This window comes from Pseudomonas sp. Soil_N_39 (assembly GCF_057655955.1).
This window is the reverse complement of sequence record NZ_JBDGLI010000018.1, coordinates 18,423-42,344: the sequence shown is the minus strand read 5'-3', so window position 1 is coordinate 42,344 and position 23,922 is coordinate 18,423. Positions and strand designations below refer to the sequence as shown.

At 61.2% G+C, this 23,922-nt stretch carries 25 protein-coding genes; 2 read left to right on the top strand and 23 right to left on the bottom strand.

Going from position 1 to position 23,922, the window contains the following annotated elements; genetic code table 11:
• Positions 1-192 precede the first annotated feature (192 nt).
• The 19 genes from AC3A5O_RS22965 to AC3A5O_RS22875 all read right to left on the bottom strand — a co-directional run bounded on the left by AC3A5O_RS22965 (position 193) and on the right by AC3A5O_RS22875 (position 15,735).
• The gene (locus tag AC3A5O_RS22965; protein WP_305467868.1) at positions 193-1,068 is read right to left on the bottom strand and encodes an SMP-30/gluconolactonase/LRE family protein; all 876 of its coding nucleotides are present in this window, start codon (positions 1,066-1,068) and stop codon (positions 193-195) included.
• On the bottom strand, positions 1,065-1,811 hold the full coding sequence (locus AC3A5O_RS22960) for a FadR/GntR family transcriptional regulator (RefSeq protein WP_003204233.1): 747 nt from the start codon (positions 1,809-1,811) through the stop codon (positions 1,065-1,067). The genes AC3A5O_RS22965 and AC3A5O_RS22960 overlap by 4 nt, the downstream gene beginning before the upstream one ends.
• Positions 1,812-2,099: 288 nt before the next feature.
• Positions 2,100-2,660, bottom strand: a complete 561-nt coding sequence (locus tag AC3A5O_RS22955; protein ID WP_122565879.1) for a DUF1285 domain-containing protein — start codon at positions 2,658-2,660, stop codon at positions 2,100-2,102.
• A 15-nt stretch (positions 2,661-2,675) separates the two neighbouring features.
• Positions 2,676-3,281 (bottom strand): DUF4823 domain-containing protein, encoded by a 606-nt coding sequence (locus AC3A5O_RS22950; RefSeq protein WP_122565880.1) that lies wholly within the window; start codon positions 3,279-3,281, stop codon positions 2,676-2,678.
• Between the two features lie 187 nt (positions 3,282-3,468).
• Positions 3,469-4,437, bottom strand: a complete 969-nt coding sequence (locus AC3A5O_RS22945) for a GTP 3',8-cyclase MoaA (protein ID WP_122565881.1) — start codon at positions 4,435-4,437, stop codon at positions 3,469-3,471.
• Between the two features lie 157 nt (positions 4,438-4,594).
• Entirely contained in the window at positions 4,595-5,233 is a 639-nt protein-coding gene (locus AC3A5O_RS22940) for a TetR/AcrR family transcriptional regulator (RefSeq protein ID WP_122565882.1), read from the bottom strand.
• A gap of 384 nt (positions 5,234-5,617) precedes the next feature.
• Positions 5,618-6,412, bottom strand: a complete 795-nt coding sequence (locus AC3A5O_RS22935; protein WP_305467871.1) for a TatD family hydrolase — start codon at positions 6,410-6,412, stop codon at positions 5,618-5,620.
• Between the two features lie 11 nt (positions 6,413-6,423).
• On the bottom strand, positions 6,424-6,780 hold the full coding sequence (locus AC3A5O_RS22930; RefSeq protein WP_122565884.1) for a PilZ domain-containing protein: 357 nt from the start codon (positions 6,778-6,780) through the stop codon (positions 6,424-6,426).
• Between the two features lie 42 nt (positions 6,781-6,822).
• On the bottom strand, positions 6,823-7,809 hold the full coding sequence (locus AC3A5O_RS22925) for a DNA polymerase III subunit delta' (RefSeq protein ID WP_487753767.1): 987 nt from the start codon (positions 7,807-7,809) through the stop codon (positions 6,823-6,825).
• Positions 7,802-8,434 carry a dTMP kinase gene (gene tmk / locus AC3A5O_RS22920; protein ID WP_060743157.1) on the bottom strand — a complete coding sequence of 211 codons (633 nt, stop codon included), beginning with the start codon at positions 8,432-8,434 and terminating at the stop codon, positions 7,802-7,804. Before tmk ends, AC3A5O_RS22925 begins: the two co-directional genes overlap by 8 nt.
• Positions 8,435-8,454: 20 nt before the next feature.
• Positions 8,455-9,576: an endolytic transglycosylase MltG gene (gene mltG, locus AC3A5O_RS22915; RefSeq protein WP_487753766.1), complete on the bottom strand. Its 1,122-nt coding sequence runs from the start codon at positions 9,574-9,576 to the stop codon at positions 8,455-8,457.
• Positions 9,577-9,579: 3 nt separating this feature from the next.
• Positions 9,580-10,395, bottom strand: a complete 816-nt coding sequence (gene pabC, locus AC3A5O_RS22910; protein WP_487753765.1) for an aminodeoxychorismate lyase — start codon at positions 10,393-10,395, stop codon at positions 9,580-9,582.
• On the bottom strand, positions 10,395-11,639 hold the full coding sequence (gene fabF, locus AC3A5O_RS22905; protein ID WP_122565888.1) for a beta-ketoacyl-ACP synthase II: 1,245 nt from the start codon (positions 11,637-11,639) through the stop codon (positions 10,395-10,397). Before fabF ends, pabC begins: the two co-directional genes overlap by 1 nt.
• Before the next feature lie 108 nt (positions 11,640-11,747).
• Positions 11,748-11,984 carry an acyl carrier protein gene (gene acpP / locus AC3A5O_RS22900; RefSeq protein ID WP_003175607.1) on the bottom strand — a complete coding sequence of 79 codons (237 nt, stop codon included), beginning with the start codon at positions 11,982-11,984 and terminating at the stop codon, positions 11,748-11,750.
• A 191-nt stretch (positions 11,985-12,175) separates the two neighbouring features.
• The gene (fabG, locus tag AC3A5O_RS22895) at positions 12,176-12,919 is read right to left on the bottom strand and encodes a 3-oxoacyl-ACP reductase FabG (protein ID WP_092168510.1); all 744 of its coding nucleotides are present in this window, start codon (positions 12,917-12,919) and stop codon (positions 12,176-12,178) included.
• 15 nt (positions 12,920-12,934) lie between these two features.
• On the bottom strand, positions 12,935-13,873 hold the full coding sequence (fabD, locus tag AC3A5O_RS22890) for an ACP S-malonyltransferase (protein ID WP_487753764.1): 939 nt from the start codon (positions 13,871-13,873) through the stop codon (positions 12,935-12,937).
• A gap of 123 nt (positions 13,874-13,996) precedes the next feature.
• Positions 13,997-15,007 (bottom strand): phosphate acyltransferase PlsX, encoded by a 1,011-nt coding sequence (gene plsX, locus AC3A5O_RS22885; protein ID WP_122565890.1) that lies wholly within the window; start codon positions 15,005-15,007, stop codon positions 13,997-13,999.
• Between the two features lie 4 nt (positions 15,008-15,011).
• Positions 15,012-15,194, bottom strand: coding sequence for a 50S ribosomal protein L32 (rpmF, locus tag AC3A5O_RS22880; protein ID WP_003179396.1), 183 nt, complete (start codon positions 15,192-15,194; stop codon positions 15,012-15,014).
• A 13-nt stretch (positions 15,195-15,207) separates the two neighbouring features.
• A complete protein-coding gene (locus AC3A5O_RS22875; protein ID WP_003204262.1) occupies positions 15,208-15,735 on the bottom strand; it encodes a YceD family protein in 528 nt (175 codons plus the stop codon).
• Positions 15,736-15,840: 105 nt separating this feature from the next.
• Between AC3A5O_RS22875 and AC3A5O_RS22870 the strand changes: the two genes are divergently transcribed.
• On the top strand, positions 15,841-16,419 hold the full coding sequence (locus AC3A5O_RS22870) for a Maf family protein (protein WP_305482351.1): 579 nt from the start codon (positions 15,841-15,843) through the stop codon (positions 16,417-16,419).
• A gap of 161 nt (positions 16,420-16,580) precedes the next feature.
• Here AC3A5O_RS22870 and AC3A5O_RS22865 read toward each other — a convergent pair whose 3' ends face one another.
• The 3 genes from AC3A5O_RS22865 to rluC are packed head-to-tail and all read right to left on the bottom strand — an operon-like array spanning position 16,581 to position 19,199.
• Positions 16,581-17,570, bottom strand: a complete 990-nt coding sequence (locus tag AC3A5O_RS22865; RefSeq protein ID WP_305482350.1) for a S49 family peptidase — start codon at positions 17,568-17,570, stop codon at positions 16,581-16,583.
• Between the two features lie 20 nt (positions 17,571-17,590).
• On the bottom strand, positions 17,591-18,253 hold the full coding sequence (locus tag AC3A5O_RS22860) for an HAD-IIIA family hydrolase (RefSeq protein WP_305482349.1): 663 nt from the start codon (positions 18,251-18,253) through the stop codon (positions 17,591-17,593).
• Positions 18,243-19,199 carry a 23S rRNA pseudouridine(955/2504/2580) synthase RluC gene (rluC, locus tag AC3A5O_RS22855; protein ID WP_060743156.1) on the bottom strand — a complete coding sequence of 319 codons (957 nt, stop codon included), beginning with the start codon at positions 19,197-19,199 and terminating at the stop codon, positions 18,243-18,245. The genes AC3A5O_RS22860 and rluC overlap by 11 nt, the downstream gene beginning before the upstream one ends.
• Before the next feature lie 699 nt (positions 19,200-19,898).
• On the opposite strand from rluC, the gene rne reads away from it, so the two are divergent.
• A complete protein-coding gene (rne, locus tag AC3A5O_RS22850; protein ID WP_436278776.1) occupies positions 19,899-23,093 on the top strand; it encodes a ribonuclease E in 3,195 nt (1,064 codons plus the stop codon).
• A gap of 226 nt (positions 23,094-23,319) precedes the next feature.
• Here rne and AC3A5O_RS22845 read toward each other — a convergent pair whose 3' ends face one another.
• Positions 23,320-23,910 (bottom strand): nucleotidyltransferase family protein, encoded by a 591-nt coding sequence (locus AC3A5O_RS22845; protein ID WP_487753763.1) that lies wholly within the window; start codon positions 23,908-23,910, stop codon positions 23,320-23,322.
• Positions 23,911-23,922 lie beyond the last annotated feature (12 nt).

Sequence of the window (23,922 nt, the reverse complement as noted above, 5' to 3'; positions counted from 1 at the left end):
ACGGATGACCGGCGCGAAGGCGCTTGAAAGAACAGTGGCCGGCGTACGCCACCGGGGCGTACGGGGAAAGATCGTTGCATCACTTCACCTGTTTTGTTTTTTTAGTGTGAGTGCGTATTGCCGATGGAGCCGACTATAAACCCGGCCGCCAAACAATCTCAATATATATATTTACATCCCATATTTTGGGATTCATCCAGCAAACCTCGTACACGCCACGCCCGGCACGTCAACACGCATCGACAGCACGGCACCGTCCAGCGGATGACCCACCGGGCTCGCCGCGCTGGTGATGTACAACGTCTTGAGGTCTTCACCGCCGAACACACAACTGGTCGGGCGGCTGACGGGCAGTTCGATCACCCGATCGACCTGGCCATTCGGGGTCAGCCGCAGCAGGCAACTGCCGTCCCAGCGGGCGTTCCAGATATAGCCTCGGGCATCCATCGCCGAGCCATCCGGACCGCCACGCGGATGCGGGCCGAACCAGACCTCGGCAGGCGCCAGGTTGCCTTCCGGGTAAATAAAGTGCCGATACAACGTGCCATCCAGGCTGTCGCCGAAATACACCGTGGTGCCATCAGGGCTCCAGAGCAAGGTGTTCGGAATGCCCAGCCCGCGCAACAGAGGCTGGACCCGGCCATCACTCCCGATGCGAAACAGGCCGCCGGAGCGGTGCTCGATCGGCAAGTCCTCGCCTTCGGCACCAATGTTGTTCTGCATGGTGCCAAGCCAGAGTTGACCCAGGGGGTCGCAACGGGCCTCGTTGGCGCGATTGCCGGGCTGGGGGTCAGCCATGCGCAGCAGCGTCAGGCGCGGTTCCAGGCCCGGCGAATCAAGATCGAGGCGGTAGACACCGCTACTCAGGGTCACCAAGGCGTCGCCATTCTGGGTCGGTATGAAGGCGGAGACATGCTCGGGCATCTGCCAGATCTCCACATTGGCGCCGATCAGCCGCAGGGCCTGCTTGCCGGCAATATCGACCCAATACAACGCTTGGGTCGGCGCATCCCAGAAGGGTCCTTCGCCCAACCTCGCCCGGTGTTCCGTCACAGCCGTCCACTTCATTGAAACCTCCCGTTCCCGGCTTGCCCGGCGGCGTCTGTTCGACCGGCCATGACATTGGGGTAAAAGCGTTTGATCGCCAGGTCAGCGTTATCGATCAGGGTCATGCAGGCCCAGACGCCACGCGCCGCGTCACGGGCGGCGATGGCGTCGGCGATGTCCTTGTGGATGGGCAAGGTGCGGCGCAGTTCATCGGGGTCGGCCGCCGACACCTCGAACGACACCGCCAGCAGCGCCCCCAGGGCCGGGACCATTTGTTCGATGAATTGATTATGGCTGGCGGCCAGGATGCACTCATGGAAAAACTGGTCGGCGCGGTTGTAATCGGCGCCGCTGTCCACCGCCCGCTCCAGCGCATGGTAGGCCAGGCGGATCGCCTGCACCTGATCGGCGGTGGCCCGCTCGCAGGCCCAGCGCACCGCCATGGGCTCGATGGTACGGCGCAGGTCCAGCAAGTCATCGACGAAGTTTTCCGGCAGGCCGCTGCGTGACAGCCAGCCCACCACTTGGGGATCGAACAGGTTCCAACGGCGCACCGGCAACACCCGCGTGCCGACTTTCGGCCCGACTTCCAGCATGCCTTTGGCGACCAGGGTCTTGATCGCCTCGCGAATCACCGTGCGACTGACGCCCAGTTGCTCGCCCAAGTCCGCCTCGACCTTGATGGTTTGCCCAGGCTTGACCTGGCCGGCGGCTATCCAGCCCCCCAGCCAATCGACGGTCGACGCATGAAAACTGCTGGACATGAAAACCCCGCGGGCCACTCTTATTGGAGGCCCACGCTAATCATCATACGATTGGGTGTCAATTTTAATTTTTACGCAGCCCACCTGGGGGAGCGAGCCGATAGCGGTGGGTCAGCTCAGGAGATGTTGATAATGCTGCCGTCATCGCGAGCAAGCTCGCTCCCACAGGGTTTGGTGGCGCCCACAGATATTGCAGGCACCCCAAATTCACTGTGGGAGCGAGCTTGCTCGCGATAGCGATCATCCAGCCAACACAGGTGTTGGATCAACCACCGCTCCTACAGAGGATCAGGGCTCCAGGCCGATGGGGAAAAACTCGCCGCCGCTCCACACGCCCAACCAACGCTGCCCGTCGATCTCGCGGCTGACCGCCAGCTCCACCAGTTGGTAGAACACATTGCGATGGACCAGCGCTTCGAGATTGCTGCGCACATGCACGTAGGGCGCCGGTTCCTGGGTCTGGGGATCGATCACCACCCGCAACGGGTGCTCGGCGCCGGCCTCAGTGATTTCCTCGACATTGGTGGTGAAACGCAACAACTGCCCTTCCCCCTGCCCTTCGACCTCAAGGGTCACGGCCACAAACGGCGCGTCGTCGACCTTGATGCCAACTTTTTCCACAGGGGTAATCAGGAAGTAATCATCGCCGTCGCGGCGGATGATGGTGGAGAACAGCTTGACCATCGGCTTTCGCCCGATGGGCGTGCCCAGGTAATACCAAGTACCGTCCCGGGCGATGCGCATGTCGATGTCACCGCAGAAGTCAGGGTTCCACAAGTGGACCGGCGGCAGGCCTTTGGTCTTGGGGATCTGCCCCAGCAAGTCATTGGCTTTTTGCGGTCCGCTCATGGTGACTCCTTGTAATTACTCGTCACTCATCCCCAACAGGCTACGGGCATATTCACGCAACGGCGGGGCGATGAGGTCTTGGGGCTGTTTGTCGTGCAACGTCAGTAAACCGCCACGACTCTTGATTCGTGCAGTATCAATCAAATACTGGGTGCTGGTCTCGATCAACATGATTTGAATCACGCTGGTATCGACACCCAGGCGATCCACGGCTTCTTCATCCTGCCATTCGTCAGTGTTGCCGATGCGGTTGTCAGCCTTGGCGAAGCGGGTGTACAGCAGGTAATGGGCACCGGCGGCACGGGCTTCGCCCATGGCTTGGTCGAGGCCTTCGGGAACACGGGCGCGACGGACCATGGGGAAATATTCGATGAAGCCATTGAAGGCTTCTTCGGCCACGACGTTGGGACGCGGATAGGCACTGCCCGGCGGAGCGAAGGCGCCCTGGGCGATGTAGATGAACGAGTCGGGCTGGATACGCAGGTTGTTCACCCGACGGCTGTCGCTATGGTCCAGCAGGCCGGCGTCGCTCATGTGATAACGAACGCCCTCTCCCATGTCGCTGACATTCATGCAACCGCCAAGCGCCAAAACGGCCAGCAGTAAAACCAGGCTACGCATCCTACCCTCCAAAAACCGGTGTCGGAAAACCGGCGAATGGTCGTGGGATGCAGCTTTTGCGCCAGCTCATCAAGATGGGGGGCAGACGAACCCAAGTGAATGGGAAATTGCTATCGCGGGCAAGCCTTGCTCCCACATGGTAAGCGTCGTACTTGTGGGAGCAAGGCTTGCCCGCGATAGCAATAGATCAGCCGCCGATGATCTTCATGATGGTCGCGCCACCGGAGAACGCCACTTCCTGCTTGTCCCCCAAGGCCTTGACCAGCAAGCGCTGAAGCGCCGGCAGGGCCTGGTGGCGAGGCTTGTCCAGGAGGTCGCCGACGAAGTGACGGTTACTCGACGACAGGCAGCCGTGCAGCCAGCCCGTGGAAGACAACCGCAGTCGCGAACAGGTACGGCAAAAAGGCACGCTTTCGTTGGCGATCACGCCAAAGTGCCCCAGCCCCGGTATCTCATAGCGCACCGCCGTGGCATCCACCGGCGCGTTGGCTTGCAGGTATTCGTATTGATCGCCGATCAGGCTGAGCAATTGCTGGAGGCTGACGAACTGCTGCAGGAAGGCATTGGAGTCGCTGGCCAGGTGGCCCATGCGCATCAACTCGATGAAACGCAACTCATAGCCACGTTCCAGGCAGTATTCGAGCAAAGGCATCACCTGGTCCAGGTTCTGCCCGCGCAACGGCACCATGTTGACCTTGATCTTCAGCCCGGCGGCCCGGGCCTGTTCCATGCCGTCGAGCACGGTCGCCAGGTCACCGCCACGGGCGATACTGCGAAACGCAGCGGGGTCCAGGGTGTCGAGGGAAACATTGATGCGACGGATACCGGCGTCTACCAGCAAAGGCAGTTTTTTCGCCAGCAACTGGCCGTTGGTGGTCAGGCTGATGTCTTCCAGGCCCATCTGCCCCACCGCCGTCATGAAACGCTCGAGCTTGGGGCTGACCAGCGGCTCGCCGCCCGTGATGCGCAGCCGCTCGATACCGGCCGCCTCGATCAAATAGGCCACGCCGCGCGCCATGGCGTCGGCCGACAGTTCATCCTGCGCAGCCACCAACCGCTTGCCATCAGGCACGCAGTAGGTACAGGCATAATTGCAGGCTGAGGTCAGGCTGATCCGTAGATTACGGAAACGCCTGCCTTGACGGTCAACGATCATGGATCACTCCGGCATGAGAAAAAACGGACTCACGAAAATTGACCTAGAAATCAAGATTTCGCAAGACCCAAGCCTGAGTATATTACTGGGGCACTGCGCCATGTAAGCGGACATGGCGCAATAAGGCAGCTGAATGTCTTGTTGCCTGTGCGGCCAGTCAACTGCTCGGGTGGTCGGTATCGCGCTTGCGCTTGTTACCCATACGCACGCCAATGTCCATCAGGAACTGGAAGAAACCTTCCTGGTCTTCCAGCACGTTGCTCCAGAACGGCGAGTGATACAGCGCCACCGCGCCGTGCACCAACGCCCAGGCAGCGCAGTAGTGGAAATAAGGCGGAACGTCCTCGAGCTTGCCTTCACTGATCCTGCCCTTGATCAGCAGGGTCAGGCGTTCGAAGTTGGAGGCGCGGATCTTGTGCAGCTCCTCGACCATCTCCGGCACCTGGTTGCCCTTGACCACCTTCTCTTCCAAACGGTCGAACAAGCGGTAGCGCTGCGGGTCGCGCATGCGGAACTCGAAGTACGCCCGGGACAGGGCCTCCTTGTCCTTGTCCACATCGGCCGAATGCAGCAGCTCGTTCAAATCGCGCTCGTAGTCGAGCATCAGGCGCAGGTAGATCTCCGCCTTGGATTTGAAATGTTTATAAATCGTGCCTTTGCCGATACCCACGGCATCCGCAATCATCTCGACGGTGACACTGTCTTCACCCTGGTCGAGGAACAACTTGAGCGCGGTGTCGAGAATTTCCTGCTCGCGGCGGCGAAACTCACGGACCTTACGGGGTTCTTTGTGCATAAGAAAAAGGTCTGAAGGGTCAAAATTCGAAGCCGGGTATTATGCCTAACTTACGCAAAAATGCACGGATCATCCGTTCTCGGCCACTGTTCTTCACAAAACCGTACACCCCCGGCTCGCCTTTTCCCGCGCCAATGCGCCGCGCTGGCGAGCTTTGGCGACAGTGAGAACTTATCCGAAGCGAGCGTATTCCAAATTTGTTTAAAAACCACCCCGGCCAGACTGGACGGGTTGGCATACTGATCAATACTTGAACTGTCGGCGCGACATCTCCCCCAAGTGACGCGCTGATAAAGGTACCAACGGACCGCGTGCCTTTGTTTTACTCCTAATGGTCTTAACCCGGATTCACCCCCCAGAACCCGGGTTTTTTTTGCATGAAATTCAGGCATTCACCGGACGGACGTGAGCCAGCGGAAACAATTGCTTAAAGTTTTCCGTCGTCTGCTCGGCAAACCGCTCGTAGGACTCACCGCGCAACATCGCCAGAAATTCTGCCACTTCGCGTACGTATTGCGGAAGGTTCGGCTTGCCGCGATACGGGATCGGCGCCAGGTAAGGCGAGTCGGTCTCCACCAGCAACCGATCAGCCGGTACTTTGCTGGCAACGTCCCGCAGGGCATCGGCATTGCGGAACGTGACAATCCCGGACAAGGAAATGTAATAGCCCATGTCCAGGGCGGCCTTGGCCATGTTCCAGTCTTCGGTGAAGCAATGCAGCACTCCGGCCTGGGGCAACGCGGCATCACGCAGCAAGGCCAAGGTGTCGGCACGGGCGCCGCGGGTGTGGATGATCACCGGCTTGCCGGTCTGCCGGGCGGCCTCCAAGTGCAGCCGGAACGAGGCTTGCTGCACGTCGGCAGCTTCCGGCTCGTAGTGATAGTCCAGGCCGGTTTCGCCAATGGCGACCACCCGTGGATGATCGAGCTCACGCAACAGCCAATCGAGCGCCGGCGCGGCGTCGGGCTGGACGTCCAGCGGGTGGACGCCGACCGAACAATCGACATCGGCATAACGTTCGGCCAAGGCCTTGACGTCGGCGGCGTTGTCGGCGCTGACGCCGATGCACAGGAAGTGCCCCACACCCCTCTCACGGGCCGCGTCCAGCGCAGCATCCAGGGAACCGCCATGGGCAGCGAGGTCGAGACGGTCAAGGTGACAATGGGAATCTACAAGCATAAAAGGCCAGGCTACATCGTATGGGTGGGACGGTCGGACTTCAGGGAGCCGGCCAAGTGGGTTTCGATCTGATTGCGGGCCGAATTGTCGCCGTCGTTGAACTGCACGCCCACGCCGGCGGCCCGATTGCCCTGGGCGCCCTTGGGGGTCAGCCAGATCACCTTGCCGGCGACCGGGATTTTCTCCGACTCATCCATCAGGCTCAACAGCATGAACACTTCGTCGCCCAAGCGATAATTCTTGTTGGTCGGAATGAACAGGCCGCCGTTCTTGATGAAGGGCATGTAGGCGGCGTAAAGCACCGACTTGTCCTTGATGGTCAGGGACAGGATGCCGTTGCGTGGTCCGGGGCTGACAGGTTCGTTCATGCTGATCTCCGCTACGGTTGAGCTCAGTCTAGGCCGTGTCTGTCAGTTTCGACCAGGCAAACTCGCCCACTGCACCAACAGCGCCTCGAGCAACAGCACCCGATTGAGGTTCGCCTTGCTCAGCACCTTCTGACGTTGGGCAAGAATCCAGTCCTGGATGTTCAAGATTTTATCCTGGCTGCTTTTTTGCGCCAGGTACTGGATCACCTTGCGCATGTCCGCCAACCCAAGGCCGGCCTCATCCTCAGTCAACTGGTAACGCAGGATCAGGCTCGACCAGTCGCAGAACCAGTCAAACAGCAGGAGTAGCGGGATGGCGTTCCAGCCCTCGGCCAACTGCGTGGGGGATTGTTGCTGCTTGAGCAGTTTCTTCACCCCATCCACCACCAAGGCCCGCTGTTCGCGCACACCTTGGGCCTGAAGGCTGACAGCCGCCAGGGGCGAACCGGCCGCGAGGGTCAACAGCTCGACACGCTCTTCATCGGTGTTGTCAGGCAAGGCCCGGGCCAGCCACTGCAAGCTCATCGCCTCGCTCGGCAGCGGACAGGCCTGTTGCACGCAGCGGCTCTTGATGGTCGGCAGCAAGCGACTCGGTTGGTGGCTGACCAGCAGCAGCACGGTATCGCCGGAAGGTTCTTCGAGGCTCTTGAGCAAGGCGTTGGCGGCGTTGATGTTCATCGACTCGACCGGCTCGATCAGCACCACTTTGCGCCCGCCCATCTGCGCGGTCTGGACCACGAAGCTGACCAGGTCCCGGACCTGGTCGACCTTGATCGCCTTGTCCGCCTCTTCCGGCTCCAGCACGTAATTGTCGGGATGGCTGCCGGCCTTGAGCAGCAGGCAGGACTTGCATTCACCACAGGCGTTCGAGACACCCGGGCGCTGGCACAGCAGGCTGGCCATCAGGCGTTCGGCCAGTGCCCGCTTGCCGATGCCGACCGGGCCGTGCAGCAGGTAAGCGTGGGCATGCTGGGCACGACCGGCCAGTTGCTGCCAGAGACCGTCTTGCCAGGGATAGGCTTCAGCCACGGACACGCTCCAACAAACGCGGCAGCAAGCCATCCAGAGACTGCTGGACCTGGGTCAGCGGCTGCGCGGCATCGATCAGCAGGTAACGCGCCGGATCGGCCTTGGCGCGCCCCAGGAAGGCATTGCGCACGGCGTTGAAGAAATCCTGGCCCTCCAGCTCGAAACGATCCAGCCGGCCACGGGCGCTGGCGCGGGCCAGGCCGATTTCCACCGGCAGGTCGAACACCAGGGTCAGGTCTGGTCGCAGGTCACCCTGGACGAAGGTTTCCAGCGCGGCGATGCGCTCCACGGACAAGCCCCGGCCGCCGCCCTGGTAGGCGTAGGTCGAATCGGTAAAACGATCGCAGAGCACCACGGCGCCACGGGCCAGCGCCGGGCGAATCACCTCGGCCAGGTGCTGCGCCCGGGCAGCGAACACCAGCAGCAGCTCAGTGTCAGGGTTCATGACTTCTTCGAGGGGTGCCAGCAGTACCTCGCGAATGCGCTCGGCCAGCGGCGTACCGCCCGGCTCGCGGGTCAATACCACCTCGATGCCGGCGGCCCGCAGGCGTTCGGCCAGGTATTCGCGGTTGGTGCTCTTGCCGGCGCCTTCCGGGCCTTCCAGCGTTATAAACAAGCCAGTCACGGGGCGATCCTTAATCAAAGTCATTGCGGGCTCAGTGGCTCGCTGGCGTCCGGTTCAGGGGCCGTGTCGGGTGATGCCGCCGGGATCGGCATCTGCTCGTCCGGCGTTGCCGGGGCCGGGCTGGAGCGATAGTCGGCACGGCGCTTGAGCTGGAACTCGCGCACGGCGCTGTTGTGCGATTCCAGGTCATCGGAAAACACATGGCTGCCATCGCCACGCGCGACAAAGTAAAGGCTGTTGCCCGGCGCCGGGTTCAACGCAGCATGAATTGCTTCACGCCCCACCATCGCAATCGGCGTCGGCGGCAAGCCCGGGATCAGGTAGGTGTTATAGGGGTTTTCTTCTTTCAAATGGGCGCGGGTGAGCTTGCCGGTGTAGCGCTCGCCCAGGCCGTAGATCACCGTGGGGTCGGTCTGCAACAGCATGCCCAGGCGCATGCGCCGCACGAAAACGCCGGCAATTTGCCCGCGCTCCTGGGGCACGCCGGTTTCCTTCTCCACCAGGGATGCCATGATCAGCGCCTGGTACGGCAAGGTATAAGGCACATCGGCGGAACGCTGTGCCCACTCCTTGGCGAGCACCTCCTCCAAGCGGTCGTAGGCTTTCTTCAGCAGGTCGACATCCGAGGTACCGCGCACGAAGCGATAGGTGTCCGGGAAGAACCGGCCTTCGGGAAATACCCCCGAATGCCCCAGACGCTCCATGACCTGGCTGTCGCTCAGGTCGGTGAGGGTCTGCTGGAGTTTTTCATCCTTGGCCAGTGCGGCGCGCACCTGGCGGAAATTCCAGCCTTCCACCAGCGTCACGCTGTACTGAACCACTTCGCCGCGTTTCCAGACAGCGATAAGGCCTTCCATGGTCATGCCCGGTACCATCCGGTATTCCCCGGAATGCAACGGCTGGCCAGCGAGATTGAACCGCCAATAGATCCGCAGCCAGAAGGCGTCCTTGATCAGGCCATCGGCTTCGAGGCGCTTGAGGGTTCCGGTCGGGGTGGTCCCGTTGGGCACGTCCAGCAATTCTTCCTGGGTGATGTTCAGCGGCTGTTGCAGCGCCGAATGAATCTTCCAGGCCGAAGCACCCAACAACAGCCCTGCCAGGACCAGTCCGGTCTCCAGCAGCAGCAAGAATTTACGTCTCACGAATCAAACATCCAATAGCGCACGGGCAAGGGTCTGCAGTTTACGGGTGAGCGGGCCAACCGACCAGCGCGCCGAACCGCATCCGCGTACCGGCCACACGCCATAAACGCTGTTGCAGACGAAGACTTCATCGGCCTGGTGCAGTTGTTCGAGGCGGATGTCGGTGATTTGGGTGGCGATGCCTTGGGACTTGGCTTGAAACAATAATTCGGCGCGCATCACGCCGGCCACACCGCAACGGCTCAGGTCCGCCGTGAACAAGACGCCATCGCGCACTAGGAACAGGTTGCTGAATACACCTTCGATCACCCGCCCGGACGCGTCCAGCATCAGACCTTCGGCGTACTGCGCATCGCGCCATTCGGCCCGGGCCAGCACTTGTTCCAGGCGATTGAGGTGCTTGAGCCCGGCGAGCAAAGGCTGCTCGGCCAAACGCACGGTGCAGGGAAACAGGTAGACGCCTTGTTCGGCATGGCCGGCGGGATAAGCGGCCGGTGGACTGCCTTGCAGGATGCGCCTGGCCGGAGCCGATGGATCAGCGGCATAACCGCGCAGGCCGTCGCCACGGGTCACGATCAGCTTCAGCACACCGTCGCCCAGGCAGCGGGCGTAGGCGTCCAACTCGGCGCTCAACGCGCTCATGTCGACGTTGAGCGCCAGCCGCTGGCAACCTGCATCCAGGCGCTGCAGGTGACGCTCCAGCAACAGCAGGTTGCCATCGTGCACGGCAATGGTTTCGAACAACCCATCGCCGTAAGCCAGGCCGCGATCTTTCAGCGACAGGACGTCGGCCGGCTGACCGTCGACCCAGCTTTCCATCAACCGGCGAACCGGCGGAACACCAGCGAACCATTGGTCCCGCCAAAGCCGAAGGAGTTGGACAGCACCACATCGATCGCCATGTTGCGGGCGGTGTGCGGCACGAAGTCCAGGTCGCAGCCGTCGTCCGGCTCATCGAGGTTGATGGTCGGCGGCGCCGTCTGGCTGTTGATCGCCAGTACGCTGAAGATCGCTTCCACCGCCCCAGCCGCACCCAGCAGGTGACCGGTCATGGACTTGGTCGAGCTGACCGCCAGCTTGTAGGCGTGCTCGCCAAACACGGTCTTGATCGCCTGGGCTTCGGCCAGGTCGCCGGCCGGGGTCGAAGTGCCGTGGGCGTTGATGTACTGCACCTGCTCGCCATTGATTTTCGCGTCACGCAAGGCATTGACGATGCAACGGGCCGCACCGGCGCCATCAGCCGGTGGCGAGGTCATGTGGAACGCATCGCCACTGGTGCCAAAACCGATCAGCTCGGCATAGATGGTCGCCCCACGCGCCTTGGCGTGTTCCAGTTCCTCGAGCACCAGCGCACCGGCACCGTCGGACAGTACGAAGCCATCGCGGCCCCTGTCCCATGGACGGCTCGCACGGGCGGGCTCATCATTACGGGTCGACAGCGCACGGGACGCGCCGAAACCGCCCATGCCGAGACCGCAAGCGGCCATCTCAGCGCCACCGGCAATCATCACGTCGGCTTCGTCGTACATGATGTTGCGCGCGGCCATGCCGATGCAGTGGGTACCGGTGGTACACGCCGTGGCGATGGCGTAGTTGGGTCCCTGCGCCCCCAGATGGATGGACAGGAAACCGGAAATCATGTTGATGATCGAGCCCGGCACGAAGAACGGAGAAATCCGTCGCGGCCCCGAATCGTGCAGCGTGCGGCTGGTTTCTTCGATATTGGTCAAGCCGCCAATACCCGAGCCCATGGCCACGCCGATGCGTTCACGGTTGGCGTCGGTGACTTCCAGGCCGGCGTTACGCACTGCCTGGAAACCGGCTGCCAAGCCGTATTGAATGAACAGGTCGAGCTTGCGGGCTTCCTTGACCGACAGGTATTCCTCGACATTGAAGCCCTTTACCGAGCCGCCAAAACGGGTGGAATAGGCAGAAAGGTCAGTGTGTTCGATCAGACCAATGCCACTGCGGCCAGCCAGAATGCCCTGCCAACTGCTCGGCACATCCGTGCCCAGTGGCGACAACATACCCATACCGGTGACTACGACGCGTCTACGCGACACAGCACTCTCCTTTTTCTAATGACGACTTTGCATCAGGCCTAAAGAAAAAACCGCACGCCGTGACGGCAGTGCGGTTTTTCCATGACAGCTAGCGACGACTAAAAACGATTACGCCTGGTGGCTGGTAACGTAGTCGATAGCAGCTTGTACAGTAGTGATCTTCTCAGCTTCTTCGTCAGGAATCTCAGTCTCGAATTCCTCTTCCAGAGCCATCACCAGCTCAACGGTGTCAAGGGAGTCGGCACCCAGGTCTTCTACGAAGGAAGCGGTGTTCACAACTTCTTCTTCTTTAACGCCCAGTTGCTCGGCAACGATTTTCTTGACGCGCTCTTCGATGGTGCTCATACCTTGTTTTCACTCCTAATGGACAAATTCAGGCAGCTGGCCGGTGGGTAAGTGTATAGAAGAACTTTTCGGTTTTTCAACCGAAAGCTTCACTCCTCAAACCCAGCGGCCCGCCGTCTATAAATTGATTGCAGCTTTATAACGGATTTTAGACAGCTCGTATGACATTTTTTTGAAGCAATCCGTCACATTTAACTCATGTACATCCCGCCGTTCACCGGGATTGTAGCCCCGGTCACGTATGCCGCACCGTCCGACGCAAGAAAAGCGACCACGGACGCGATTTCTTGAGCTTGCCCCAGACGACCCAGCGGAATCTGTGTCAACAAGGCTTCGCGCTGTGCTTCCGGCAGTTCACGGGTCATGTCGGTGTCGATGAACCCCGGTGCAACCGAGTTTACCGTAATCGAGCGCGAACCCACTTCACGCGCCAGCGCACGGCTGAAACCTTCCAGACCGGCCTTCGCCGCAGCATAGTTTACTTGGCCTGCGTTGCCCATGGCACCCACAACCGAGCCGATACTGATAATTCGACCCCAACGAGCCTTGGTCATGCCACGCAGAACGCCCTTGGACAGCCGGTACAGACTGTTCAGGTTGGTGTCGATGACGTCGAACCATTCGTCATCTTTCATGCGCATCATCAGGTTATCACGGGTGATACCGGCATTATTGACCAGGATCGCCGGCGCGCCGAACTGCTCCTGAATGCTTGCCAACACCGCCGCAACGGATTCGTCGCTGGTGACGTTCAGCTCAAGGCCGGTGCCCTGAATGTCGTTTTCCTTCAGGGTCGCGGCGATACGCTCGGCGCCCGAAGCGGAAGTCGCGGTGCCGATAACGATGGCGCCTTGACGACCCAGTTCCAGGGCAATGGCCTGGCCGATGCCACGGCTTGCACCGGTCACCAGTGCAACTTTACCTTGCAGACTCATGCAAGCTTCTCCTGTTCAGGCCTGCGCTGCACGGGCGGCAGCGAAAGCGTCTGGGGTATTGAGGTTGGAAGTCGACACGCCTTCGGCGCAGCGTTTGTTCAGGCCTGCCAGCACTTTGCCAGGACCGCATTCGACCAGTTCGGTCGCGCCCTTGGCTGCCAGGGTCTGTACCGATTCGACCCAGCGAACCGGCTTGTAGAGTTGCTCCAGCAGATCGCGCTCGAGGGTCTCGAGATCCGGCGCCACGCTGGCACTGACATTCTGCACCACGGGAATCTGCGGAGCCTGCCAATCGATGGCAGCGATGGATTCGGCAAAGCGTTCGGCGGCCGGACGCATCAGTTCACAGTGCGACGGTACGCTGACCGGCAGTGGCATGGCGCGCTTGGCACCACGGGCCTTGCAGCCCTCGATGGCGCGCTCGACCGCCGCCTTGGCACCGGCGATGACCACCTGGCCCGGGGAGTTGAAGTTCACTGCGCTGACCACTTCGCCTTGCGCCGCTTCGGCACAGGCGGCCAGTACATCGGCGTCTTCCAGGCCGAGGATCGCGGCCATGCCGCCCTGCCCGGCCGGAACGGCTTCTTGCATCAACTGGCCACGACGCTCCACCAGTTTCACCGCGGCACCCAGGCTCAGGCTGCCGGCGGCCACCAGGGCGCTGTATTCGCCCAGGCTGTGACCGGCAACGAACGCCGGGCGCGCGCCGCCTTCAGCCAGCCACAGGCGCCACAAGGCGATCGAGGCGGTGAGAATGGCCGGTTGGGTTTTATCGGTTTGATTGAGCTGCTCTTCCGGCCCTTGTTGGGTCAGTGCCCACAAGTCATAGCCGAGCGCATCGGAAGCTTCTTTGAATGTTTCGAGGACCAGCGGGTATTGCGCGCCCAGCTCGGCCAGCATGCCGAGGGACTGCGAGCCCTGCCCTGGAAAGACGAATGCGAGGGAAGCAGACATGAAAACAAAGCCCCTAATGATCTTGTCGTCAAAAATTGACGCCCCTGGGGGCGCTAGCAAACTGCAAGTTGGATGGCGGGTTGAACCGACCGGTCACATTTAAGCATTGTCGGACGAAAATGCCTAAGTTAACAAATCCTCGAGGCGACCGTGCAAGCGCTCCGGCAGGTTCTCCTGGATCTCGATCACCGCTCGGTTGATCGCACTTTGAAAACCCTGCACGCCCGCCGACCCGTGACTCTTGATCACGATCCCTTGCAGCCCGAGAAAACTCGCACCGTTGTGTCGTGCCGGCGCCAGGTCCGCCTGCAACCGGCGCATCAACGGCAGCGCCAGGGCGCCGACCACCCGCGAGGCGAGGCTTTGCTTGAACAAGGTCTCGATGCGCTGGCCGATCATGGTGGCCAGCCCCTCGCTGGACTTGAGCAGGATATTGCCCACGAAGCCATCACAGACCACCACATCGGCCTCGCCACGGTACAAGCCATCACCTTCGACGAAACCGATGTAGTTGATACCCCGCGCAGCCTGCAACAACGTGGCCGCCAGCTTGACCTGCTGGTTGCCCTTGATGTCTTCAGTGCCGATGTTCAGCAACGCCACGCGAGGACGCACGATGCCCAGGGTTTCAGCCGCGACCGAGCCCATCACCGCAAATTGCAGCAAATGTTCGGCACTGCAATCGACGTTGGCCCCCAGGTCGAGCAACTGACAGAAACCACGCTGGGTCGGGATCGCCGCCACCATCGCGGGCCGGTCGATCCCCGGCAAGGTCTTGAGTACGTAGCGCGACAGCGCCATCAGCGCACCGGTATTGCCGGCGCTGACGCAGGCTTGGACCTTACCATCGCGCAGCAGCTCAAGGGCCACCCGCATCGAGGCGTCAGGCTTGCCGCGCAGGGCCTGGGCCGGCTTTTCGTCCATGGTGATGATTTCGGACGCCGGGACAATCGTCAGGCGCGCGCGATCCACAGCCGATTGGCCGCTGAGCATGTCTTCCAGGAGGGGGGATTGACCGACGAGGGTCAGGTGCAGCGAGGGTGTAGCATTCAGACAAGCAAGGCTGGCCTGAACAATGCTGCGGGGACCGAAGTCCCCGCCCATTGCGTCAATCGCGATGACTTGAGCGGACAAGTGATTACTCGTCGGCGCCCTTGTCGATCACTTTACGACCACGGTATACGCCTTCTGGCGATACGTGGTGACGCAGGTGAACTTCACCGGTGGTCTTTTCTACGGACAGGGTGCTAGCCTCGAGAGCGTCGTGCGAACGGCGCATGTCACGGGCAGAGCGGGATTTTTTGTTCTGCTGAACAGCCATAATTGATTAACTCCTAAACGTTTGGGTCACGCTTTAACTGCGCCAATACACTGAACGGGTTGGACCGCGTTACCTCGTCCTCGCTCGGTTCGGGCTCATCTGCTCCCGCCGGCTGCTGGCATTCTTCCGGATGATGAGCAGGCACAATGGGCAAGGCGAGCAGAAGCTCCTCCTCGATCAGTGACTGCAGATCCAATGGATCTTCGCCCAGTTCCAGCACGTCATAACCTTTCGGCAACGACTGGGTATTCGCACCCTCCTTCACCACGGCGTAACTGCATTCGCTGTGGATCGGCAGGGTGACCAGCTCAAGACAACGCTGGCAAACCATTTTGACTTCAGTGTCGATAAAGCTGTGGATAACCACAGATTTACGTTCATCTCGTTCAAAAACGAATTTGGCCTGGACCGTACCGACATCGTCGGAAAGCGGGTCGCAGAGTCTCTTCAAATCGGCCAGCAGCAGCTCACCTTGAAGGGTGGTGCCACGGTCAGCCAATTTGCGCGGGTCAACGTGAGGTGGAATCGGGTCATTCAACATAGGCGCAGCATTATAGGGATGCCCCCGGCCATGTCAAAGGAAATTCAGCCCTGTCCGTCACTTGCATGCCTCGCTAGAATTCGTGCCTGCCTTCTGGAGATGTCCATGCTGCCTTTATTACTTGCCTCAAGCTCGGTCTATCGTCGGGAATTGCTCGCCCGCCTGGGACTGCCGTTCGTCTGCAGCTCACCTGATATCGACGAAAGCCAGCACCCCGGCGAGCACGCCCTCGAACTGGTCAAACGCCTGGCCCGGGAAAAAGCCCTGGCACTGGCCGGCAGCCATCCGGGGCATCTGATCATCGGCTCAGATCAGGTCGCCGTGCTTGGCGAGCGCATCCTGGGCAAGCCCCACACCTTCGAGAATGCACGCGAACAACTGCTGGCCGCCAGCGGCGCCAGGGTCACGTTCCTGACCGGCCTGGCGCTACTCAACAGCCAGACCGGCGCCTGCCAGGTCGATTGCGTTCCGTTTACCGTCAATATGCGCACCCTGGACCCAGAGCGCGTCGAACGCTACCTGCGCGCCGAGCAACCCTACGACTGCGCCGGCAGCTTCAAAGCCGAGGGGCTGGGCGTAAGCCTGTTCCAGAGCACCGAAGGGCCGGACGCCACCAGCCTGATCGGGCTGCCGCTGATTCGTCTTGTGGATATGTTGCAGGCCGAGGGTGTGCAGGTTCCCTGACCCAACATACACGCATGGCGAAGAGATTCATTTGTGGGAGCAAGGCTTGCCCGCGATGCAGGCGCCGTGACGATACAGGCCAGCCGAGTTATCGCTCATCGCGAGCAAGCTTTGCTCCCACAGCAATCTCCTCGCCACAGAAGATCGCGCGAAATGAGAAGCTAGCGCAACGCCGGCCCCTGGAACCCCATCCACATCGCCAGATGCTCGGCGATGCTCGCTCCCAGCTTTTTCGAGAAGCGATCGAACGGTGACTCTTCGATCGTGAAGTCCACCAGGTCCTTCTGACCGATCACATCCCGCGCCACCGAACTGGCACTGCCCAAGCCGTCGATCAGGCCAAGCGGCAATGCCTGCTCCCCCGACCAGACCAACCCAGAGAACAGTTCCGGATGCTCCTTATCCTTCAGGCGCTCACCTCGACCCTTCTTGACGCTGGCAATGAATTGTTTGTGAGTCGTGTCGAGCACGCCCTGCCAAAAAGCGGTTTCTTCAGGCTTCTGTGGCTGAAACGGATCCAGGAAGGATTTATGCTCGCCGGAGGTATACACCCGACGCTCCACACCCAGCTTCTCCATGGTCCCGACAAAGCCATAGCCGGCTGCCGTCACGCCAATGGAGCCCACTAGGCTGGCCTTGTCGGCATAGATCTGGTCCGCCGCACTGGCAATGTAATAGGCACCGGAAGCACCGAGATCGGCAATGACCGCATACACCTTGGTATCCGGATGCAATGCGCGCAACCGAACGATCTCGTCGTAAACATACCCCGACTGCACCGGACTACCGCCCGGGCTGTTGATACGCAGCACCACGCCCTTGACCTTCGGATCCTCGAAGGCCGCCCTCAGGCTACCGACAATGTTGTCCGCACTGGCAGGCTCCTTGTCGGCGATCATGCCTTCGATATTGATCAAGGCGGTGTACGCCGAACCGCCGACGGCGCTTTTCTCCATGTCCATCAGCGGCGTGAACAGCGCCAGCGCAGCAAAGAGATAAGTAAAGGTCAGCAACTTGAAGAAGATGCCCCAGCGACGGGAGCGACGCTGCTCCTGCACGCTGGCGAGCAAGGTTTTTTCCAACAGCTTCCAGCTTTTGTCATCACCGCTCTCGGCGCTCGCCTTGACAGGTGCTTTCCATTCATCGGTCATGCGTGAATCCCCAGCAAAACTTAAAGGGCCCGCTGGCTCAGCCAGGCGTGCAACTCAGGAAAATGATCAATGGCCAGTCGCGGCTCGAACGCCCGTAGCGCCTCGATCGTCTGAGCCCCATAGCTGACAGCCACCGAGCCCATGCCGGCATTGCGCGCCATCTGCAGGTCGAACGACGAATCCCCCACCATCAGCGCCTGCTCCGGCCGCACGTTGCAGTGCGCCAGGATCTGCTCGAGCATCAGCGGATGCGGCTTGCTGGCGGTTTCATCCGCGGCACGGGTGATGTCGAAATAATCCTCCCAGCCGTGGGACTTCAATACCCGATCCAAGCCCCGACGAGCTTTCCCGGTAGCAACCGCCAAGTGGTAACCCTCGGCCCGCAAGGCCCGGAGCGTCTCCACCACACCCTCGAACAACGGCGAAGGCTCGGCCTCAAGCGCAATGTAGTGATCGGCATAGTGCTGGCGAAAAACCACCAGCTCATCGCCGTCGATCTCCGGGTACAAACTGCGAATCGCTTCCGGCAATCCCAAGCCGATGATGCCCTTCACCGCAAAATCGTCGCACCGGGCAAACCCCGAGCGATCCGACGCGACATGCATCGATTCCACGATCCGACCAATGGAATTGGCAAGAGTGCCGTCCCAATCGAAGATCAGCAATTTGTAGTCAGGATGCACTCAACCGCTCCACGGTCTTGGCCCACATGTCATCCACCGGGGCCTGCAATTTCAGCTCGCCACCATCAGGCAACGGCACGGTAAGCATATAGGCATGGAGAAACAGGCGCTTGCCGCCCAGATCGCGGATTTCCTTGGTGAAATCGTCATCGCCGTATTTGCTGTCACCGGCAATGCAGTGGCCGGCGTGCAGGGTATGGACGCGGATCTGGTGCGTGCGCCCGGTCACCGGCTTGGCCTCGACCAAGGTGGCGAAGTCATCGAAACGGCGCAAGACCTTGAACACCGTCAGCGCCTCCTTGCCCTCCTCGTTGACTTCGACCATGCGCTCGCCGGAACGCAGGTTGCTCTTGAGCAGCGGCGCACGAACCTGCTTGATGGAGGTTTCCCAGCGGCCACGCACCAGCGCCATGTAGCGCTTGTCGACGCCGTCGCCGCGCAATTGCTCGTGCAGATGGCGCAACATGCTGCGTTTCTTGGCGATCATCAGCAGGCCGGAGGTATCGCGGTCGAGGCGATGGACCAGCTCCAGCTCCTTGGCGTCCGGACGCAACTGACGAAAGGCTTCGATCACACCGAAATTCAGGCCGCTGCCGCCGTGAACCGCAATGCCCGCGGGCTTGTTGATCACGATCAGGGCCTTGTCTTCGTAGACGATCGAGGCTTCAAGGCGTTGCAACAAGCCCTGGGCCAAGGGCACCGGCTCATCGCGCTCGGGCACGCGAACCGGCGGCACGCGCACGATATCACCGGCCTGGAGCTTGTATTCAGGCTTGATCCGACCTTTGTTCACCCGCACTTCGCCTTTGCGCAAAATGCGGTAGATCAGGGTCTTGGGCACGCCTTTGAGCCGGGCCAGCAGGAAATTATCGATTCGTTGGCCGGCATATTCCGGCGAGACCTCGAGCAGTTGAACGCCAGGGGTCGAAGGGGCAGTAGTTGTCATGGCGGCGATCATAACAATTTTTTATGGAATTGAAGCACTTAATCATTGCTGCTATAGTCGCGAACGCCGCCAAAAGTGGCTGGACAGTGGACCAGCGGTCAAAAACCGGCCCTGACCAACGCAATTCACGAGGACGAGAGGCCGTCCTACGGGGCTTTCGCTACGTAACGGTAGAGTTTTCAGGTGTAACGAGCGCAGGTGACATGAGGCCTGAAATACGCCGCAAAGCAGAGTTTTGACTCGCCTTGCGCGCCACATTCACGGCCAGTTCACAAAGTGCAGTCAGCTGCGAACGACCCCGAGCGAGAGCTTCGGAAACAACGCCTAAATTAGCCATGATGCGTGACCTCCCCTTCCGGAGCTCACGGTAAATGCCAACCCGCTGCGGATTCTGCGCGCGGCAGCACCCGAATTATCAGGGATACGTGTAGGGTGGAGACGTACAACCGTCGGACTGTGTAGCACTAGGCTTATATTTAGACGCTTCATCTCGTCCACAGACGCCGGTTGATTCCTCCTCCTGACTGAGTGCTTGAGTACCAGCAAGCAGGACGCGTCCGTCGCGACTTCGCCATCATTGGGTCGAACTCGCTGGACACTGGAATGGCCTCGCCATCTCCAGGACGCACCTGACACCGACCGTGAGAAGTCGTGTGTGCCGAACGCCGTTTCCGGCAGCCCGGAAACCGACGGTACTACATGAAAAGAATGCTGATTAACGCAACTCAACCCGAAGAGTTGCGTGTTGCACTGGTAGACGGCCAGCGCCTCTACGACCTGGATATCGAATCCGGTGCACGCGAGCAGAAGAAGGCCAACATCTATAAAGGCCGGATTACTCGCATCGAACCAAGCCTTGAGGCTGCCTTTGTCGATTTCGGCTCTGAGCGCCACGGCTTCCTGCCCCTCAAAGAAATCTCCCGCGAATACTTCAAGAAGGCTCCTGAAGGCCGCGTCAACATCAAGGACGTCCTGAGCGAAGGCCAGGAAGTCATCGTCCAAGTCGAAAAAGAAGAACGTGGCAACAAGGGCGCCGCCCTGACCACCTTCATCAGCCTGGCCGGCCGTTACCTGGTCCTGATGCCGAACAACCCGCGTGCCGGCGGCATCTCCCGCCGTATCGAAGGCGAAGAGCGCAACGAACTGCGTGAAGCCCTGAACGGCCTGGTTGCCCCGGCTGACATGGGCCTGATCGTGCGCACTGCCGGCCTGGGCCGCAGCAGCGAAGAAATGCAGTGGGACCTCGACTACCTGCTGCAACTGTGGACCGCCATCAAAGAAGCCTCGCTGGATCGTTCCGCGCCGTTCCTGATCTACCAGGAAAGCAACGTGATCATCCGCGCCATCCGCGATTACCTGCGCCAGGACATCGGTGAAGTGCTGATCGACAGCGTTGAAGCCCAGGACGAAGCCCTGACCTTCATTCGCCAGGTGATGCCGCAGTACGCCAGCAAGATCAAGCTCTACGAAGACAGCGTTCCGCTGTTCAACCGTTTCCAGATCGAAAGCCAGATCGAGACCGCTTTCCAGCGCGTCGTCGAACTGCCGTCCGGCGGCTCCATCGTCATCGATCCGACCGAAGCCCTGGTGTCCATCGACATCAACTCGGCGCGCGCCACCAAAGGCAGCGACATCGAAGAAACCGCCCTGCAGACCAACCTTGAAGCCGCCGAAGAGATCGCCCGTCAGTTGCGCCTGCGCGACATCGGCGGCCTGATCGTCATCGACTTCATCGACATGACCCCGGCCAAGAACCAACGCGCCGTGGAAGAAAAAGTCCGCGAATGCCTGGAAGCTGACCGCGCTCGCGTACAGGTCGGCCGCATCTCGCGCTTCGGCCTGCTGGAAATGTCCCGTCAGCGCCTGCGTCCATCCCTGGGCGAAAGCAGCGGCATCGTTTGCCCGCGTTGCAACGGCACCGGCATCATCCGTGACGTCGAGTCGCTGTCCCTGGCAATCCTGCGCCTGATCGAAGAAGAAGCCCTGAAAGACCGCACCGCCGAAGTTCGCGCCCAAGTGCCGATCCCGGTGGCCGCGTTCCTGCTCAACGAAAAACGCAACTCGATCACCAAGATCGAACTGCGCACCCGCGCTCGTATCGTCATCCTGCCGAACGATCACCTCGAGACGCCGCACTTCGAAGTGCAGCGCCTGCGCGATGACAGCCCGGAAGCCCACACCAACCAGTCCAGCTACGAAATCGCTGCTGCCGCTGCCGAAGTGGAAGAAGTCCAGCCGGCCGCCGCCACTCGCACCCTGGTTCGCCAGGAAGCCGCGGTCAAGACTGCTCCGGCCCGCGCCAACGCTCCGGTTCCGACCGAAGTGGCCGCTCCGGTTGCCGCCCCGGCCGCAGCAGCCCCGGAACCGAGCCTGTTCAAAGGCCTGGTGAAATCGCTGGTCAGCCTGTTCGCCACCAAGGAAGAACCCGCTGCCCCGGCCGTCGTCGCCAAGCCTGCCGCTACCGAGCGCCCTGCCCGCAACGAAGAACGCCGCAACGGTCGCCAGCAGACCCGCAACCGCAACGGTCGTCGCGACGAAGAGCGCAAGCCTCGCGAAGAACGTGCACCGCGTGAAGAACGCGCGCCACGTGAGCCGCGTGAAGAGCGCCAGCCGCGCGAAGCCCGTGAGGAAGCGCCAGCCGTAGCCCGCGAAGAACGCGCACCGCGTCCGCCGCGTGAAGAGCGTCAACCACGCGCACCGCGTGAAGATCGCAAGCCACGTGGCGAGCGTGAAGAACGCGTTCGCGAACTGCGCGAGCCCCTGGATGCCGCCCCGGCCGTTGCGGCTGCCACCGCTGAAGAGCGTCCGGCCCGCCAGCCTCGTGAAGAACGCGCACCGCGTCCTCCACGTGAAGAACGCCAGCCACGCGCCGAGCAGGCGGCCGCCGTAGCCAGCGAAGAAGAAGTGCTGAACGCCGAAGAGCAACTGCAGGAAGATGGCCAGGACACCGCCGAAGGCGATCGTCCACGCCGCCGCTCCCGTGGCCAGCGTCGTCGCAGCAACCGTCGTGAGCGTCAACGCGACGCCAACGGCAACGTGATCGAAGGTTCGGAAGAGTCCGAATCCACCGAGAACGCCGAAGCGCCAAGCGCTGCGGACCTGGCCGCCGGCCTGGCCGTAACTGCGGCCGTTGCCAGCAGCGCGATCAGCGCCCCGGCCGAAGCCCAGGCTCACGAACAAGCCGAACGCGCCACCGCTGCAGTGGAAAGCGCGCCGGTTGAAGCGCCAGTGGTCGAAGCCACTACCCCGGTAGAAGCCACCGCCTCGCCAGAAGTGGAACTCGCACCGGCCCCTGAAGCCCAGCCTGAAACTGAAGTCGCCGCCGAGCCTGCACCGGTCGTCGAGGCTCCAGTGGTCGCTGCCGAACCGGTCGTCGAAGCACCGGCCGAGGAAAAGGCACCCGAGCCTGTCCGCGAAGAGCAGACTGCGTTCAACTGGACCGCCGAGCCAGCCGCACCGGCCCCCGTTGCCGAGCCAGAACCGGCACCAGAGCCCGTGAAAGCGGTCGAGCCAGAAGTGGTTGAGCCTGCTCCAGTGGTCGAAGCGCCGGTGGTTGCCGAAGCCACCGCAGTGGTGGAAGAGCCTGCACCTGCCAGCGCCCTGACCGCGAATGGCCGCGCGCCGAACGATCCGCGTGAAGTGCGTCGTCGCAAGCGTGAAGCCGAGCGTCTGCAGAAGGAAGCCGAACAAGCTGCCGCTGCCGCCGCTCAAGCGCCTGCTGCCGAGCCTGCGCCAGTCGTGGAAGAAGTCGCCGAGGCAGCCCCTGCCCCGGTCGCTGAAACCCCGGTTGAATCGGCTCCGACGTTCGACGAACCTCAGCACACCGCTGAAGAAATCGCGCCGCGTCACACTGAAGCCTTGGAAAAAGAGCACGAGCCTAAACCTCACGCCTGATTCCACCGCCCAGTAAAAAGCCCCGCCTGGTCATGCCAGGCGGGGCTTTTTTATGCCTTCAGACTTATCCACAGAAGGGGGTGGGTTGGGCACAAGACTTACATCCACTGAAAATCCAATGTGGGAGCGGGCTTGCTCGCGAAGGCGGCGGGCCAGCTTGCCTCAATGGTGAATGTCAGACCGCTTTCGCGAGCAAGCCCGCTCCTACAGGGTTTTGCGTCGTCTGTTATTTGAAGGTCAGTGCTTCTGGCACATCGACATCCCAAACAACGCCAGGATCGTCCACCGGCACTTCGACCACCTGCGCCCCGGCAAACAATACCTTTGCGCCGCGATCCCCGGTCAGCGCCATCAATTTCGGCCCAAATCCACGACCAAATCCTACCGGATGCCCATACTCACCTGCGAGGACCGGCACGCTGATGCCATCCGCGCGAATCCCCGCCGCCACCTGCTCAATGCTCGACGGCAAGATGAACGGCATGTCGCCCAGCAAAATCAGCCAGCCATCAAGGTCCGGGCAGGCCTGGACACCGGCGGCAATGCTGTCGCCCAGGCCGGGGGAGTCCAATTCCACGAAACTACATCCATAGGCCTGGGCCATGCGAATGGCTTGCGGCCGATTCTTGCTCGTCACCAACACGCGCTTTTCCAAGGAGGCTGGCAGATTCACCAGCACCTGTTCGACCACCGAGCGCACGGCACCGTCGCGCCCGGTGCAATCGGCGAGCAATTTATCCTTGTCGGGGCCTGCAATCTGGCGAAAACGGCTGCCCGCTCCGGCCGCCAGGATGATCACGCCAATCGACTCGCTCATACGCCCTCCTTG

Excerpts from the sequence above, each read along its gene's own strand:
- AC3A5O_RS22965 (WP_305467868.1), bottom strand. The coding sequence starts at position 1,068 with ATGAAGTGGACGGCTGTGACGGAACACCGGGCGAGGTTGGGCGAAGGA.
- AC3A5O_RS22960 (WP_003204233.1), bottom strand. The coding sequence starts at position 1,811 with ATGTCCAGCAGTTTTCATGCGTCGACCGTCGATTGGCTGGGGGGCTGG.
- AC3A5O_RS22955 (WP_122565879.1), bottom strand. The coding sequence starts at position 2,660 with ATGAGCGGACCGCAAAAAGCCAATGACTTGCTGGGGCAGATCCCCAAG.
- AC3A5O_RS22950 (WP_122565880.1), bottom strand. The coding sequence starts at position 3,281 with ATGCGTAGCCTGGTTTTACTGCTGGCCGTTTTGGCGCTTGGCGGTTGC.
- AC3A5O_RS22945 (WP_122565881.1), bottom strand. The coding sequence starts at position 4,437 with ATGATCGTTGACCGTCAAGGCAGGCGTTTCCGTAATCTACGGATCAGC.
- AC3A5O_RS22940 (WP_122565882.1), bottom strand. The coding sequence starts at position 5,233 with ATGCACAAAGAACCCCGTAAGGTCCGTGAGTTTCGCCGCCGCGAGCAG.
- AC3A5O_RS22935 (WP_305467871.1), bottom strand. The coding sequence starts at position 6,412 with ATGCTTGTAGATTCCCATTGTCACCTTGACCGTCTCGACCTCGCTGCC.
- AC3A5O_RS22930 (WP_122565884.1), bottom strand. The coding sequence starts at position 6,780 with ATGAACGAACCTGTCAGCCCCGGACCACGCAACGGCATCCTGTCCCTG.
- pabC (WP_487753765.1), bottom strand. The coding sequence starts at position 10,395 with ATGGAAAGCTGGGTCGACGGTCAGCCGGCCGACGTCCTGTCGCTGAAA.
- acpP (WP_003175607.1), bottom strand. The coding sequence starts at position 11,984 with ATGAGCACCATCGAAGAGCGCGTCAAGAAAATCGTTGCCGAGCAACTG.
- fabG (WP_092168510.1), bottom strand. The coding sequence starts at position 12,919 with ATGAGTCTGCAAGGTAAAGTTGCACTGGTGACCGGTGCAAGCCGTGGC.
- fabD (WP_487753764.1), bottom strand. The coding sequence starts at position 13,873 with ATGTCTGCTTCCCTCGCATTCGTCTTTCCAGGGCAGGGCTCGCAGTCC.
- rpmF (WP_003179396.1), bottom strand. The coding sequence starts at position 15,194 with ATGGCTGTTCAGCAGAACAAAAAATCCCGCTCTGCCCGTGACATGCGC.
- AC3A5O_RS22875 (WP_003204262.1), bottom strand. The coding sequence starts at position 15,735 with ATGTTGAATGACCCGATTCCACCTCACGTTGACCCGCGCAAATTGGCT.
- AC3A5O_RS22870 (WP_305482351.1), top strand. The coding sequence starts at position 15,841 with ATGCTGCCTTTATTACTTGCCTCAAGCTCGGTCTATCGTCGGGAATTG.
- AC3A5O_RS22865 (WP_305482350.1), bottom strand. The coding sequence starts at position 17,570 with ATGACCGATGAATGGAAAGCACCTGTCAAGGCGAGCGCCGAGAGCGGT.
- rluC (WP_060743156.1), bottom strand. The coding sequence starts at position 19,199 with ATGACAACTACTGCCCCTTCGACCCCTGGCGTTCAACTGCTCGAGGTC.
- rne (WP_436278776.1), top strand. The coding sequence starts at position 19,899 with ATGAAAAGAATGCTGATTAACGCAACTCAACCCGAAGAGTTGCGTGTT.
- AC3A5O_RS22845 (WP_487753763.1), bottom strand. The coding sequence starts at position 23,910 with ATGAGCGAGTCGATTGGCGTGATCATCCTGGCGGCCGGAGCGGGCAGC.